Source organism: Algoriphagus sp., from assembly GCF_046296635.1.
Taxonomy (GTDB): domain Bacteria; phylum Bacteroidota; class Bacteroidia; order Cytophagales; family Cyclobacteriaceae; genus Algoriphagus.
Map to the genome: position 1 here is coordinate 33,956 of NZ_JBKBKZ010000022.1, position 14,849 is coordinate 48,804.

General features: G+C 42.6%; 10 protein-coding genes. 7 read left to right on the forward strand and 3 right to left on the reverse strand.

Annotated features, from left to right (window positions below; genetic code table 11):
* The first annotated feature begins 32 nt into the window (after nucleotides 1-32).
* The gene (locus ACK4HU_RS15275) at nucleotides 33-1,403 is read left to right on the forward strand and encodes an alkaline phosphatase family protein (RefSeq protein ID WP_409808181.1); all 1,371 of its coding nucleotides are present in this window, start codon (nucleotides 33-35) and stop codon (nucleotides 1,401-1,403) included.
* 357 nt (nucleotides 1,404-1,760) lie between these two features.
* Here the strand turns inward: ACK4HU_RS15275 and ACK4HU_RS15280 are convergent, their stop codons facing one another.
* Nucleotides 1,761-2,375, reverse strand: coding sequence for a Crp/Fnr family transcriptional regulator (locus tag ACK4HU_RS15280; RefSeq protein WP_409808183.1), 615 nt, complete (start codon nucleotides 2,373-2,375; stop codon nucleotides 1,761-1,763).
* Between the two features lie 367 nt (nucleotides 2,376-2,742).
* Between ACK4HU_RS15280 and ACK4HU_RS15285 the strand changes: the two genes are divergently transcribed.
* The 4 genes from ACK4HU_RS15285 to ACK4HU_RS15300 all read left to right on the forward strand — a co-directional run bounded on the left by ACK4HU_RS15285 (nucleotide 2,743) and on the right by ACK4HU_RS15300 (nucleotide 8,309).
* On the forward strand, nucleotides 2,743-3,630 hold the full coding sequence (locus tag ACK4HU_RS15285; RefSeq protein WP_409808185.1) for a dienelactone hydrolase family protein: 888 nt from the start codon (nucleotides 2,743-2,745) through the stop codon (nucleotides 3,628-3,630).
* A 158-nt stretch (nucleotides 3,631-3,788) separates the two neighbouring features.
* Nucleotides 3,789-4,418 carry a hypothetical protein gene (locus tag ACK4HU_RS15290; protein ID WP_409808186.1) on the forward strand — a complete coding sequence of 210 codons (630 nt, stop codon included), beginning with the start codon at nucleotides 3,789-3,791 and terminating at the stop codon, nucleotides 4,416-4,418.
* Between the two features lie 156 nt (nucleotides 4,419-4,574).
* A complete protein-coding gene (locus ACK4HU_RS15295; protein ID WP_409808188.1) occupies nucleotides 4,575-5,048 on the forward strand; it encodes an acyl-CoA thioesterase in 474 nt (157 codons plus the stop codon).
* 423 nt (nucleotides 5,049-5,471) lie between these two features.
* Complete coding sequence (locus ACK4HU_RS15300) at nucleotides 5,472-8,309, forward strand: M16 family metallopeptidase (protein ID WP_409808190.1); 2,838 nt, start codon at nucleotides 5,472-5,474, stop codon at nucleotides 8,307-8,309.
* 298 nt (nucleotides 8,310-8,607) lie between these two features.
* Here ACK4HU_RS15300 and ACK4HU_RS15305 read toward each other — a convergent pair whose 3' ends face one another.
* Entirely contained in the window at nucleotides 8,608-10,647 is a 2,040-nt protein-coding gene (locus tag ACK4HU_RS15305; RefSeq protein ID WP_409808192.1) for a family 20 glycosylhydrolase, read from the reverse strand.
* Nucleotides 10,648-10,826: 179 nt separating this feature from the next.
* On the opposite strand from ACK4HU_RS15305, the gene ACK4HU_RS15310 reads away from it, so the two are divergent.
* Complete coding sequence (locus ACK4HU_RS15310) at nucleotides 10,827-12,038, forward strand: hypothetical protein (protein WP_409808194.1); 1,212 nt, start codon at nucleotides 10,827-10,829, stop codon at nucleotides 12,036-12,038.
* A gap of 357 nt (nucleotides 12,039-12,395) precedes the next feature.
* On the forward strand, nucleotides 12,396-13,727 hold the full coding sequence (locus tag ACK4HU_RS15315; protein ID WP_409808195.1) for a GntP family permease: 1,332 nt from the start codon (nucleotides 12,396-12,398) through the stop codon (nucleotides 13,725-13,727).
* Between the two features lie 142 nt (nucleotides 13,728-13,869).
* Here ACK4HU_RS15315 and ACK4HU_RS15320 read toward each other — a convergent pair whose 3' ends face one another.
* Nucleotides 13,870-14,664, reverse strand: coding sequence for an SDR family NAD(P)-dependent oxidoreductase (locus ACK4HU_RS15320; RefSeq protein WP_409808196.1), 795 nt, complete (start codon nucleotides 14,662-14,664; stop codon nucleotides 13,870-13,872).
* Nucleotides 14,665-14,849: the final 185 nt, after the last annotated feature.

Consider the following 14,849-nt stretch of genomic DNA (forward strand, 5'->3'; position numbering starts at 1 on the left):
TTTTTTATCCAATCTTAAACTAATTCATAAAAATGACTAATTCATCAAGTTCAGGGCTTTGGATTTTGATCTGTGGATTCATCCTTGGAATCACAAATCCATTCCTATTAAAAGCCCAAGAAACCCGACCCTCCCAGCACGTCGTGTTGATATCCATAGATGGCTTTCGGCCTGATTTTTATCTGGAAGAAAAATGGCCTGCTCCCAATCTTCAAGAAATGGCAAAATCAGGCGCAAGAGCATTGGGAGTAACCGGCGTTTTCCCATCCGTCACCTATCCTTCTCATACGACGATCATTACTGGCAGAACTCCAAATCATCATGGTATATTTTACAATTCGCCCTTTGAACCAACCGGTCAGACTGGTCGATGGTACTGGGAAAGTGAACTGATCAAGGTCCCAACACTTTGGGATGGAGTGAGAAAAGCAGGACTGAAAAGTGCAAGCTTTATATGGCCAGTTTCGGTCAACGCTCCAATTGATTATAACCTTCCGGAATTTTGGAGTTTGGAGCAAGGTTTTGGGAGAATCGATCCTATGAGAGAAAAAGAAACTCCAAAAGGCCTCCTTGCAGAAATGGAAGAGCAAGTTTTAGGTAAAGTAAATGAGCGAACCTTCAATGGGGATTACCTTAATCGGGAAGACAGAATTGGTGAAATGGCTGGCTATGTTTTGGAAACTTACAAGCCAAATCTGATTACCCTTCATTTGATCGCCACGGACCATTTCCAGCATGCGGAGGGAAGAGATGGTCCGATGGTCAGAAAATCTCTTGCAGCTACAGATCGAGCAATTGGAAAAATCATTGAAGCTGCTGATCGTGCGGGAATTTTGGATCAGACGACATTCATTGTGACCGGTGATCATGGATTCGTAAACATTCATAGTTCTATCAGTCCAAATGTATGGCTGGTAGAAGCAGGATTGATGGAAGATCGAGCAGATCGAGGTAAATGGAAAGCAGCCTTTCATACCAGTGGAGCGTCCGCATTTTTACACCTGAAGGATAAAAATGACACGGAAACAATTAAAAAGGTGCAGTCTATTTTGGAGAATCTACCTGAGAGCCAAAAGAAGCTATTCCGAGTTCTAAACCGTGAGGAATTGAAAGCAGCAGGGGCTGACCCAAATGCTGTACTTGGATTGGCTCCAATACAGGGAATTTCTTTTTCTCCCTCCAGTTCAGGTGCAGTTTTGAAACCTGCAAAAGGAGGAACACATGGCTTTTTCCCGGATTTCAAGGAAATCGAAACCGGGTTTATAGCATGGGGTGCTGGAATACGTGAGAATGTGGAAATCCAAAAAATGGGATTGGTCGATGTCGCAGCAGTGGTCGACTATCTGCTCAACTTGAAAATGGATTTGCCCCAAAGTAATCTATATCCAGGTATTAAAAAGTAATCTTAGAGAGGCTGACTCGTAAGTACCGAATGTTAGATTGAGTCTGAAAATCAATCATTAAAAAAAGGGTGATGACGGTTATGGATTTATTCAAAACTGGGGTCACCCTGAGGGCCTGCCTGTCTGGTAGGCAGGGAGTCGAAGGGTCTTCGTACTTCCCGACTCTCGTCGGTCAGGTGCTCAGACTGAATAACCATCTGTACCAAATAAATGTCCGTCCTCGATGGCAGCTTGCCTGCCGTGGTGGGAAGTCGAAATGAAGTTCAATTCCCTAGAAAAGGCCTTCGACTCCTGTCACCCTTTGCGGAGTCGAAGGGTCAGGCTGACGCCAGAACTCTTATGGAGACAGCCTTATTTTCACCTTAAAACCCGCTTTCTGATTTTTGGGGTGAAAAGTGAATCCTCTTGCAAAACTTTGGATACAGTCTGTCTTGTGAGGCCAGTAAGGTCAGCGATATCCTGTAGCGTTACCAACTTTCTTAAAATCACAGAATTTCCAAATGCATCAATGATTTGATCTTGGAAGTGAGGTAAAATCCGCTTCACCTTTTCCTCCGGATCCAAACTCCTTATAGCAAACAATCGATCTTCGGCACGACACCAGCGAATCACTAATTCTTTGATAAACCATTCCGCTAATTTGGGCTGACTGGTCACTAGCTGCTTAAAAAAATCGACCTCATATACCCTCAGTTTGGTTGGCGTTAGCGTTTTGGAAAATTCACAAAACTGCCCATTCAATAAATCGAGGTTGCCAAAAAAATCTCCCGGTTTAAGAATGTCGTAGCATACCTCTTCTCCTTCAGGAGAGTAAGCGCCTATTTTCACTGCTCCTGACACGATTTCATACATTGGAGTGATTCGCTGTGGAGGTTGATAGAGGAAATGACCTTTTTCCAAAGTGATCATTTCAAGTAATCGCTCACTTACTGCAATCCGTTCTTCCACCAAATATTCAAAAGGCCCGTACATTTCCGCATTTTTTCTTGAATTTCAATCAAGTTTTGATCAAAATTCACGTTGGCTGTGAAATTTAACAGCATCATAATTTTGAGTGACATTTCTTGACTAAAAACGACTCAGAGGATAATGATTTCTTAAAGTCACATTTTTCGCTTTTCCATAAATGACGCAGGGTCTATTATTTTTTCTCTATCGTGGTATGGTTAAAAAATCCACCAAGCACTCAAAATCAATATTTTGGGAGAATTAATTAATAGCTTTTGAATCTTATGAAAAAACTTCCACCCACATCATAAATCTCCTTAATCAAACGAAATGATATTTTTCCTAAACTGATTTTGAATAACTTATGATCAATAACGAAAACCAAAAACAAATGGAACAAATCCGTAAAGAAGACATCCCTCAGGAAGCCTTTGACCTCTACGATTATTATTGCCACAACAAACTTGACCGCAGAACTTTTGTCGAAAAACTATCTGTCTACGCTGTAGGAGGCATCACACTTACTGCACTCATGAGTGCTATGATGCCAGATTACACCAATACCCGCACCATTCAGCCAACTGATGACAGATTGCATAGCTCCGACTTTGTCATGTATGATTCTCCAAAGGGAGGAGGAAAGATCAAAGGGTTGCTCTCTACGCCTTCCGGAAAAGGAAAATTCCCAGGCATCGTAGTGGTACATGAAAACCGGGGACTTAATCCTTACATTGAAGATGTGGGAAGACGCTGTGCTGTGGATGGGTTTATCTCTATCGCTCCTGATGCATTGACTCCTTTGGGAGGATATCCTGGAAATGATGATGAGGGCCGGGCGATGCAAGCCAAACTTACCCGAGAATCCATGCTTGAAGATTTTATCGCAGCTTACGAATTTCTAAAAAAACATCCAGATTGTGACGGAAATGTCGGTGTAGTCGGATTTTGTTTTGGGGGTTGGATTGCCAATACAATGGCCGTGCGGATCCCCGATTTAAAAGGAGCAGTTCCTTTCTACGGAGGCCAGCCTGATTTAGCTGAAGTCCCCAAAATCAATGCTCCGCTTTTGGTAATCTACGCCGAACTGGATGAGCGAGTGAATGCAGGATGGGCAGCCTATGAAGAAGCTTTGAAGGCGAACGGAAAGAAATATGAAATGATCAATTACCCGGGTGTGAATCACGGCTTTCACAATAATACCACCCCGAGATATGATGAACCAGCAGCAAAACTTGCTTGGGATAAAACCATCGCATTTTTCAAGAAAAATCTGAAATAGCAAAAGGGGGTTTAGGACTCCCTTTTACGTTTTATCTCTCCTCCTATTAATAAATTCAAAGTCTGCCTAAATAATTTGTCCAACAAGAAAAACTTTACTTGTTTCTGTTCCTTTTATTCCAAATATTTGATTAGCAAAATCAAGAACTCCAGTATAAAATGAAGCATATTATACCTTATACATCCTTTCAGGAAGCAATTGAGGCATTTGACAACGGTGGAAAATTTTTCAACCTTTTTAGCCATGCACACGACGGTGTAGTGTCACCTGCTGAGTTGGGGAAAGTAGCCGGAGTCGCCAACAATAAACAAGCGATGATTCTATACCTCATGATGTCAATTTCTCGCTTGGATAACCGCTCCAGAGAGCGGGTTTTAGCCAGACTGGATTCTCACTTGTTTGACATTTACGAAAAATATCGACCTGTCCATATGAGCTTGGAGCAAATGCTTGAGCGAGGCAAGCCCGGTATAAGCACCACCTTGGTGGGAACTGTGAAAAAAATCAGTTCGGCTTTAGAGACAGAAGGATCAATTATGGTCCCCCTGACCGTTGGTGCAGAAACAAGTTTTACGATGGTCCCGATAGAAAATTCCTACGAGGTATACGAATTAAGATCAGAAGATAGTGATGCAATGATCTTGGTAGCTCATCATAAGGAAAAGGAAGCACTACCCGAGCGAAAACTCAGAGTCGGCGGAATGATTACCACGCTCAGCCAAGCGGATTCGGCAGATCTTGAAGTCCGGGTTTTTCTTGAAGCACAATATTATATGGAGGAAGACTAGGCTTACTTTTCTTTTCTCAATCAAAAGGAAAAAATACCAGGGATGAGCCTGCTGAGATTTTGATTTTTGATGCAGGAGCTCTAGAAGGTAAATCGTCGTCAAAGACACGGATCCTTACAAATAATCCTATTTTTGGCAAAAACAGACTAATCAATCATGTCATCAAGCAAGACCACATTTCAGTTTATCAGCGAACCCGGAGATGTCAATTTCGGAGGAAAAGTACACGGAGGATCTGTGATGAAATGGATTGATCAGGCTGCCTATACCTGTGCAAGAACCTGGGCTGAAAGCTATTGCGTGACCGTGTATGTCGGTGGTATCCGATTCTACAAGCCAATCAGCATTGGCGAGGTAATCAAAATTGATTGTCAAGTGATATTGACTGGAAGCTCGAGCATTCACATCATGGTGGAAGTTTATTCGCGAGCTTTTTCGCAGAAAAAGTTTGAGAAAAAGACCCACTGTATCATTATTTTCGTGTCTGTGGATGAAAATGGCAACCCAAATAATGTGAAGCCTTGGGTTCCAAAAACCGAGCAGGAGAAAAAACTTAAAGAATATGCCGAAAAGCTAAAAAAGCTCCGAGGAGAAATCCACGAAGAAATGAAGCCTTTTTTTAATGAATAGCGGTTTTAAGGAGTTGCGCCGTTCTTCAGGTCCGCGATAGCTATCGGGAGCAATCCTGAAGCTCTGTTAGGGGATTTGGAATCCCCATTCTCTTAATAAAAGTCGGATTGAAAATCCTATAACATTACCTCGGAATTGCAAATTCCGAGGAACGGCGTTCTTCAGGTCTGTGATAGCTATCGGGAGTAATCCTGAACTGTTGTTACGGGATTTGTATTTCCCTCAAGGGTAAATTCAGCGGATTAAAAATCCTACAACAGATCCTCGGGATTGCAAATCCCGAGGAACCCCCAAGAACCTTTCCCACGTACCAAATAAATTAGAACTTGAAAGTTTACCTTAAGAAATCTATATTCAAGCACCTGAACTAAATCGAATTGATCTCAGGGAAAGAATTTCTACCAAACTAAACACCACAATACAATGAAAAAATTATTATTAATCTTTTCGGCTTTTTGGTTTTCCCAAGCCCTGCATGCGCAAACAAAACTTGTCGAAAAAGTGACTCAAAAAGGAGATGAATTGATCATCCCGTACGAAAAACATGTTTTATCCAATGGTCTGACGTTGATCATTCACGAGGACCACAGTGATCCTGTAGTCCATGTGGATGTAACCTACCACGTAGGGTCAGCCCGAGAGGAAATCGGTAAATCGGGTTTTGCTCACTTCTTCGAGCACATGATGTTTCAGGGTAGTGACAACGTCGGTGATGAGCAACACTTCAAAATTGTGACCGAATCAGGTGGTACCCTCAACGGAACTACCAATACCGACCGGACCAATTACTTCGAAACCGTTCCGAACAATCAATTGGAGAAAATGCTGTGGCTGGAAGCTGACCGGATGGGATTTCTTCTTGATGCCGTGACTCAAAGGAAATTTGAGATCCAGCGGGAAACCGTAAAAAATGAGCGCGGACAAAACTATGACAATCGCCCCTATGGACTGGTTAACGAGGTCATCAACAAAAACCTATATCCATATGGTCATCCTTATTCCTGGTTGACCATCGGCTATGTCGAAGATTTGAATCGGGTAAATGTTGAAGATTTAAAAAACTTTTTTCTCCGCTGGTATGGACCTAACAATGCTACCTTGACCGTAGGTGGTGACGTGAAGCCGGCTGAAGTGGTGAAATTGGCAGAAAAGTACTTCGGATCTATTCCCAAAGGACCGGATGTCCAAAATATGAGTTTGCCGGCACCGACATTGACCTCGGACCGCTATGTCACCCTGGTGGACAATTATGCGAGAATCCCCCAATTGATATTTACTTATCCCACGATACCTTCTTTCCACGAAGACCAATATGCCCTTTCTTGCCTGGCGGAAATTCTGGGTCAAGGAAAAAACTCGATTTTCTATCAGGAAATTGTAAAGGGACAAAATGCCCTTGCAGCATCTGCATTCAGCAGTAATTCAGAACTTGCAGGAACCTTCAGATTAAGCATTACACCAAATCCAAATGGATCACTTGAAGCTAGCAAAAAGTTGATCGAGGAGGCACTTAAAGCTTTCGAAGCGAGAGGTGTGACGGATGAAGACATCGAGAAATTCAAGGGGTCTTTTGAATCACAATACGTCAACCGACTTCAGAGTGTATCCGGAAAAGTATCTCAATTGGCCTATTTCGAGACTTTCACAGGAAATCCAAATCAGATCGGAAGCGAATTGGAAAAAAACCTAAAAGTAACGAAGCAGGATGTACTGAGAGTTTATGAAAAATACATCAAAGGAAAGCATGCTGTTATCTTGAGTGTGGTACCAAAAGGTCAGGAATCCAATATCGCCGGTGCTGAAAATTATACGGTGGACGAAAGCAAATACAAAGCACCCGATTATGGTTATTCCGGCTTGACTTATCAAAAACCTAAGGACAATTTTGATCGCAGCAAAACTCCAGGTAACGGGCCGAATCCTGTGGTAGAAATCCCGGATTTCTGGAAAAAAACACTTCCCGGCGATATCAAAGCAATCGGTATCGAAACGGACGAGCTTCCTGTGGTCACGCTTACCCTGACGATCCCGGGTGGACATCTAGCCATGGCTAATGACACCTCAAAAATTGGTTTGCCGAGAATGTTTGCGGCCTTGATGAATGAGGATACCAAAAACTTCACAGGGGAACAGATGCAAGTCGAACTTCAGAAAATCGGAAGTCAAATCTCAGTTTTCAATGGGTTTGACGGAATTACCTATCGAGTTCAGACGCTCAAGAAAAATTTGGGCAGGACGCTGGAACTGCTCGAGGAGCGTATTTTCAATCCAAAATTCACTCAGGAAGCCTTCGATCGAATCCAAAAACAGGCCATCGAAGGATTCAAGCAAACCAAATCCCAACCTGCTTTCATTGCAAGTGATGTATTTGCTAAAATCAATTATGGAAACAGTATCCTAGGACTTAGCGAAAGCGGAACGGAGCGAACTATTTCCAACCTCCGATTGGAAGATGTTGAAAATTATTACGCCAACTACATGACTTCTAAGAATGCAAAACTAGTGGTGGTAGGTGATGTAGATGAAAAAGAAATCCTGAGCAAGCTCAACTTCCTGAGTAAACTTCCCAACAAGGAAATTAAACTACCGGCAGTTCCGACTGTGGCTTCTTCAGGAAAAACCAAAATCTATCTAGTTGATGTGCCAAGAGCAGCCCAAACGGAATTCCGTGTGGGCAATGTGACGGGACTTAAATATGATGCAACGGGAGATTACTATCTGGCTACCTTGACCAACTTCGCTCTCGGAGGTGCTTTCAATAGCCGAATCAACCTGAATTTGCGGGAAGATAAAGGTTGGACCTATGGGGCAAGAACCGGATTTAGCGGTGATAAATACACTGGAACTTTTGCCTTCAGCTCTGGAATCCGTGCCAATGCTACGGACAGTGCACTGGTTGAAGTCCTGAAAGAACTCAAAGAATATTCAACAGGAGGCATCACTTCTGAAGAAATCCAGTTCATGAAAAGTGCTTTAGGTCAGCGGGATGCCTTACTTTATGAGACAGGTTTTCAAAAAGCCAATTTCGTGGGAAGAATCCTGGAGTACGATCTCCCTTCCAATTTTGTAGATCGCCAGAACAAAATCTTAAAGGATCTGAATAAAGCTCAGGTGGATCAATCTTCTAAAAAGTGGATCAACACAGACAAAATGAATATCCTTTTGGTAGGTGATAAGCAGGCAATTTTGCCCGGACTCCAAAAATTCGGCTATGAAATCATCGAGTTGGATCTTGACGGAAATCCTATAGCAGGTAAGTAAATTCAGTGCAAAAAATTAAATATGGGGTTCTGAATGGGGTCAAGTAAACCCTATTCAAAACCCCATATTTTTTGTTCTTTTTTATTCTTTAGGACCGCAATAGCTATGGGAGCAATCCTGAAGCTTTGTTTAGGAATTTGTTCTTCAGGATTTGTAATCTTGAAGCTCTGTTTGGGGATTTTTAATCCCCATTCCTTTAGTAAATGCCAGTTTAAAAATCTTACGACATGTCCTTGGGATTTTAATAGACCTGCCAGGTTTCGAAAACCTGGCAGGTCTTTATCTTAAAAATTGACCTCTACTCCAATCCCTTTACCTTCTCCAAAAACAATCCCTCCACATAAAACTGCCAATCGGCAAACTTAAGTGCTTGATTAGCCAAGTGATGATGGTGATCTTGATCCAAGATGTAATCAGCGGGTTTGTTGAGCTGTCGCGTTTTGCCATATACACTTTCCAACTGATTTTGAATGGCTTTCCATTCAGCATCCATACCTACTAATTTTGCTTTGGCTTGACTTCGCTTTTCTCCACTTGGCTCATCCAATTCTGCTAGGGTAATTATTGCCCGATTAGAAAACTGAACCGCCTGCGCTACTTGTTCATAGACCTCAAGAGTATAGGTATTGCGAACAGCACGTTTTTTTGATTCCTGAATCACTTGAAGCACTGAATCCACTCGGGCCAGATTAGCTTCGGCCTTGATGATTTTATCCTGGTATTTCTGAGTCCAAGCTCCTGCGGAATCCGGATTAGGCAGAGAAATGAGGGCTTCATTAATAGGATTTTTTAGATTCTTCAGGTTGTTTCTATTTTTTCTTTGACCAAGAAGTGCATTTTTCCAAAAGGCAACAGGTTCTTCCAGTCTATTGATAAACTCCATTTCGGCATTTGCCAAGTTCGCACCAAAAGCCCGCTGTCTAAAAGCGGCATGAAGCTCCTCAGTGGTTCGTTTTTCACCAGCCCAAGTGTATTCTGCGAAAATCGAGATTCCTCTTTGGTACAATTCAAAATGAGGAGAATCATCATCCCATAGCGTCAAAAGCAATCCATCAGCCTTATTTCTGATGGAAATCAAAGCGAAATCGCGAATGTTGTTGGTATTGCTTTGATCAAGTGGCATGAGGTTCCATCGGGTTTGTCCGGCTGTTGCTCCCATTACTTTGAAGCCATTGTCGGTAAACCATTTGATCGCACGATTATTCCCGGGAGATTCAGGCATATCGTAGTTCCATCGCATGTAAACACAGTTTTTCGGGAACATATCAATGTACTTGTTCAAGTTCGGCTCATTGACTGACCAAATACTATCGACATGTGCAGTCGTTAACTTTCGATCGTAAATAGAGCGATAGACCCCGGCATTTTGCAAAGGCATATCATCCCAGAAAATCGGTGTCAGCCCTTTTTGCGCAGCATATTCGCTTACCCGATTAAGCCAGATCAATTGCAGTTCCAAAGGAGATTTCCCACTGCTTCTGCCCGTGGTATGGACTTCATCACCTCCGACATGCAGGTAATTGGCATAAGGAAAAGCCTTCAAGGCATCTTCATACAAGTCAAACTGCACTTTGTACGTTTCTTCATTCAGTGGATTAAAAGCCCAGTCACTTTCCGGATCATCCCTTAGTGGCATGTATTCATCATGCTTTAGAACAAAAGAGGCGTGACCCAAGCCCTGTACTAATGGACTTATTCGGATATTCCGCACCATTGCATAATCACTTATTTCTTTCCATTCAGCTATCGTCAACCCATCCGAGGAACCCACTTTAGGCTGTACTTCATACTTGAGTTTGTCTTCAATTTCGATGATAACCGCATTGATTTTTAGAGCAGCAAAGCGATCCATCAACTCATAGTAATATTCTTTTTTCTCCAAATGATGCTTCACATCCAAATGAACAGCTCGATAAGCCAGCGCAGGTTCGTCAGAAATAGAGCAAAGAGGAAGTGGAACATCTTGATCATTCGCATCTTCCAACAACTGTCCCAAAGTCATCAATCCATACCATAGCCCCGCCTCAGTACTTGCCTTGATTCCCACCTTTTGATCGGCAATCTCCAGCAAATATCCTTCAGAATTTACCTCCAGTTCAGGATCTAAAGCAAAAGAGATCAGATCATTTTGAAAATCAGAAAGAGCATTGCCTGAAGTAAAGTGGTTTTTTGAATCCTGAAAAACCGATTCAAGGTTTGAACCTTTAAGGTTGGAGTTTCCAGTGATTTCAAACGAAGTTAGGCTTGGTAAAATGATAAAGTGGGCATCTGATTTTTCTTTTGACCCACAAGACCAAACTACAATTGTCAAAAAGAGTGAAGAAAGAAAATTTCTCATGGAGCTAGGGTTTATTGGTGGTTAATTTCAACTTTTATTAGGCCTAATATTCAAAGTCGACCATTGAAATTAAGGGAAAATCCGACTTTAACCCAAGGATAAAAGATTCGCATAGATATTGTAACAAGTCGATTTATTAGCAAGAACCTGAGTCGTAATCCCTCGCTTTATCCCCTTATATGAACACAAAGGCCCTTTTCATCCTCCTAATTTCCTTCCTAACAGTCTCTTTTTCTGGTTTTGGACAGGTGCAGGACACTACCTCCATCTCAGAACAGATCAAAACTGAGCGGGACAATCAGTTAAAAGATCTCAATGAAAAGCTCAAACGAAATGAGGAAGAGGTTAATCGATTGACTGATAAACTTGCTGCTGCCGATAGTAGAACCTCCACTGATAAGGAAAAAATCAATGACTTGGAAAAACTCCAAATCGCTTTGGACAACCGCCTGAAATTTCTCGAAGAAGGTCCAAAAACAAAAATCAACCTTAACGGGCAGCTTGCTTTTACCGAACTACTCAGTATCCAACGAGACATTCAGCCGCTCGATCTGTTTATTTCCTCACAGTCTTTTTTCAATCAGTTGGGCAACATCGGTAAAATCCAGAATTACTCCACCTTCAATGCCTGGAAAAAGGATTATGATAATTGGTATAACCGACAGGGAAAAGACGATGCAATGATGGAAGTGATCAACAGTTCTCTGAATCTGATCAGTGCGGTGGGTAGCAATGTGCCCCTTTACGGAACTATGGTATCCACAGTCTCTTCAGGAATCACTGCTCTCGTAACCTCGGTAGGCAAAAAGGAGAAAGACTTGAGCGAAAAAACTCCCGCCATGCTAAAGCTCCTGAACGTCACCAGTCAATTTGAAAATCAAAAAGCGATTATCGATCATGAATGGGAACAAATCAATAAAGAACTCGAGCAACTCCAAAAAGAGAATGCCGCTCTTCTGGAAGATCAAATGAACTACTATGGTATCAGTATGCTAGAATACAAACGGAAATACCTCACAGCAACTTTAGATATCGATCGGGAAACCTTCAAGAATGAATGCAGAAGAGCAATCTCTGACAAAATTACTTTGCTGGAAAGTTCTCAAAATACCAAGGGAAAATGGCTGGGTCAGGTAGAAACTTACATGTTCAAAGTGCAGTCCCTTCGTCTGAGATTTGGTCAACTCACCTCCCGAATGCTGGTTAACATGGACCAATACGAAAGTCTGATCACTGTGTACTCCGACAGCACTCGATTCCCCGCAGAGTTCACCACCCAGATCAATGGTCTAAACAACTCGCTCAAAAATCTAAAAAACAAGTTTTACGCCTCTTACAATCCTGCTAAATACATCGAGGATTCAGCAGTAATGTATATTGAGAGACAGTAATTCGGCATTAAGATATACAGGGCGAAGATTACTTAATTCGATTTGCCAGTTCTTCACGAGAATAAATCAAAGAATTGAAATAGAGTCAATTTCAGCTCAATAATTAAAATCTAGGTTGAAGATGAGCTTCGGTCTTCGGTCTCCCGTCTCTTGTGCTGAGCGTAGCCGAAGCATCCAACCGAAATTCAATAAAATATTCGTCAGTTGAAGAATAGGGTCTATCCAAATTGAAATCGTAACCATTTATCCCATAATTATCTAAATCTGTTGGGTTTTCTGCATTTTTCTCTAATTTTTAAGGGTGAAGTATAAGAAGTACAAAAGCTTATTCTTTTTTAACCCACTTACAAACCCAAAATGCTGACACTTCTGATTATTCTGGTTGCTTTGGCCCTGATCCTGCTTGCCATCATCAAGTTTGACATTCATCCGTTTTTAGCACTTTTTGTCGGAGCCATTATCTACGGTCTGATGATGCGCATGCCCACAGACCTCATAGTAAAATCCATCGCTGATGGCTTTGGTGGCGTCATGGGAAGTGTAGGGCTTCTGATTTTGTTGGGGGTGATCATGGGGACTTTTTTGGAAAAAACCGGTGGAGCTATAGTCATTGCAGATCGAATTCTGAAGTGGATCGGTGAAAAATCCGTCAACCTTTCTATGATGCTAAGCGGATGGATTTTGTCAATCCCTGTCTTCGGTGACAGCACGATCATCATGATGAATCCAATTGCCAAATCACTTTCGGCCAAGAGTGGGATTTCCTACGCTGCCACGATAGTAGCACTTTCTCTTGGCGCTATGGCTAGTCATGCCTTGGTTCCTCCGACTCCAGGACCAATTGCAACTGCCGGTATTTTAGGTGCTGATTTGGGTCAGGTAATCTTTTATGGTGCATTTGTATCCTTGTTTACCCTCATTCCACTTTACTTCTTTGTGAATAATTTTGTGGTCAAAATCCCACTTGAACCTCAAATGATCGTAGGCGAAAAGGAACTGGTGAAGAAAGAACTTCCCACCTTTTTCAAATCACTTCTGCCGGTTCTTGTTCCTTTGATTCTGATCATTTTAGCCTCCATAGCCAATTATCCAACCAAGCCTCTTGGCGAAAGTGGACTGACCAAAGCCATCCAATTTATCGGATCACCTGTAATTGCCTTACTAATCGGAGCGATTCTATCATTCACACTTCCCAAGAAATTTGACCGCAAACTCCTTTCCTCTTCGGGTTGGATTGGAGAGTCTATTCTTTTGGCAGCTCCGGTTATTTTGATCACTGGAGCAGGGGCTGTTTTTGGGAAAATGCTTCAGAATTCAGGCGTTGGTGACTTAGTGACTTCCAGTATGAGTGATGCGAATTGGGGGATTTTCCTTCCGTTTTTAATTGCTTTCGCACTAAAAACAGCACAAGGTTCGACCACTGTCGCGATGATCACTACTGCTTCGATTATCGCTCCGATATTAGGGCCGCTTGGTCTGGATTCTGAGATCATGAAAGTCTTCACCGCCCTTGCGATTGGAGCAGGTTCCCTTTGTATTTCCCATGCTAACGACAGCGGTTTTTGGGTAGTCACCCAACTCTCAGGTATGAGTATCAAGCAGGGAAATATGTCCCACAGCTTAGGAACCTTGATCGCTGGGACAACTGCGATATTGATGATTTTTGTACTGAGTTTGGTGGTGGGGTAGAAAAGTCCGATGTCGGGTGACCGATGACCGATGTTAGCACTCACTTCATCATTCGATATTCATCATTCGATGTTCGAAATTTCTTATCCGATAGCAGCCGCTTCAGACCTCGTAAATCGTAATTCATATATCGTAAATCTCCTTACCTCGCTGTCCATCCCCCATCCACAGTCAGCATCGATCCTACCATGTAAGTTCCCGCATCGGAAGCCAAGAAAATCGCTGCACCTTGGATTTCTTTCAATTCGCCCCAGCGACCCAAGGCAGTAGCCCCGACCACAAACTTTTTTCCTTCTTCTGTATCTGCAATCGGTAGGTTCATCTCTGTCAAAAATGGACCCGGACAAATTGCATTGACCGTAATATTCCAAGTGGCCAACTCCAAAGCCAGAGCTCGTGTCATCTGAACTACAGCACCTTTACTGGATGCATAAGGAGTTCGATTGGCCAAACCTACCAAACCCAAAGTACTGGCAAGATTGATGATCGCACCTTTCTTTTTATCCTTCATGTACGGAGTCACGGCCCGACTTGCTAGCCAAGTGCCTGTCACGTTGACATCCATCACTTTGGTGAAATCCTCATAGCTCAGTTCGTCAATTGCTCCTCGGATATTGATGCCTGCGGAATTGATCAGAATATCTATGGAGCCAAAAGCCTCGAATGCTGTTTTTGCCATCTCTTCCATGCCAGCTTTATCCACCACATCGGCTGCAAAAGTTATCGCCTTCACACCATATTTAGCAGCAATTTCCGCAGCGGCGCCATCACCATCTGATGCATTTCGGCTAACCAGCATCACATTGGCGCCGGCAGAAGCCATACCGGCAGCCATAGCCAATCCGAGACCTTTGGAGCCGCCTGTGATGATAGCTGATTTGCCTTTAAGTGAAAAAAGAGAAATACCTGGAAGTTGGGAAAGATCGAATTGGGACATGGTTTTGAGGGTTAAGTTGGGAGACCGGAGACCGGAGACAGAAGAATTGTCCGAAGTCGGATGTCCGATGCTTGGTTAGTTATAGTTTATAGACTTGTTTGAAATTTTTGTAAGTGGTAAGTGGTAAAAAGTAAGTGGTTGTCTGTTTCACAACTTACCATTTACTGTTGACTACTCACAATGAA

Excerpts from the sequence above, each read along its gene's own strand:
- ACK4HU_RS15280 (WP_409808183.1), bottom strand. The coding sequence starts at position 2,375 with ATGTACGGGCCTTTTGAATATTTGGTGGAAGAACGGATTGCAGTAAGT.
- ACK4HU_RS15285 (WP_409808185.1), top strand. The coding sequence starts at position 2,743 with ATGGAACAAATCCGTAAAGAAGACATCCCTCAGGAAGCCTTTGACCTC.
- ACK4HU_RS15275 (WP_409808181.1), top strand. The coding sequence starts at position 33 with ATGACTAATTCATCAAGTTCAGGGCTTTGGATTTTGATCTGTGGATTC.
- ACK4HU_RS15290 (WP_409808186.1), top strand. The coding sequence starts at position 3,789 with ATGAAGCATATTATACCTTATACATCCTTTCAGGAAGCAATTGAGGCA.
- ACK4HU_RS15305 (WP_409808192.1), bottom strand. The coding sequence starts at position 10,647 with ATGAGAAATTTTCTTTCTTCACTCTTTTTGACAATTGTAGTTTGGTCT.
- ACK4HU_RS15320 (WP_409808196.1), bottom strand. The coding sequence starts at position 14,664 with ATGTCCCAATTCGATCTTTCCCAACTTCCAGGTATTTCTCTTTTTTCA.
- ACK4HU_RS15300 (WP_409808190.1), top strand. The coding sequence starts at position 5,472 with ATGAAAAAATTATTATTAATCTTTTCGGCTTTTTGGTTTTCCCAAGCC.
- ACK4HU_RS15310 (WP_409808194.1), top strand. The coding sequence starts at position 10,827 with ATGAACACAAAGGCCCTTTTCATCCTCCTAATTTCCTTCCTAACAGTC.
- ACK4HU_RS15315 (WP_409808195.1), top strand. The coding sequence starts at position 12,396 with ATGCTGACACTTCTGATTATTCTGGTTGCTTTGGCCCTGATCCTGCTT.
- ACK4HU_RS15295 (WP_409808188.1), top strand. The coding sequence starts at position 4,575 with ATGTCATCAAGCAAGACCACATTTCAGTTTATCAGCGAACCCGGAGAT.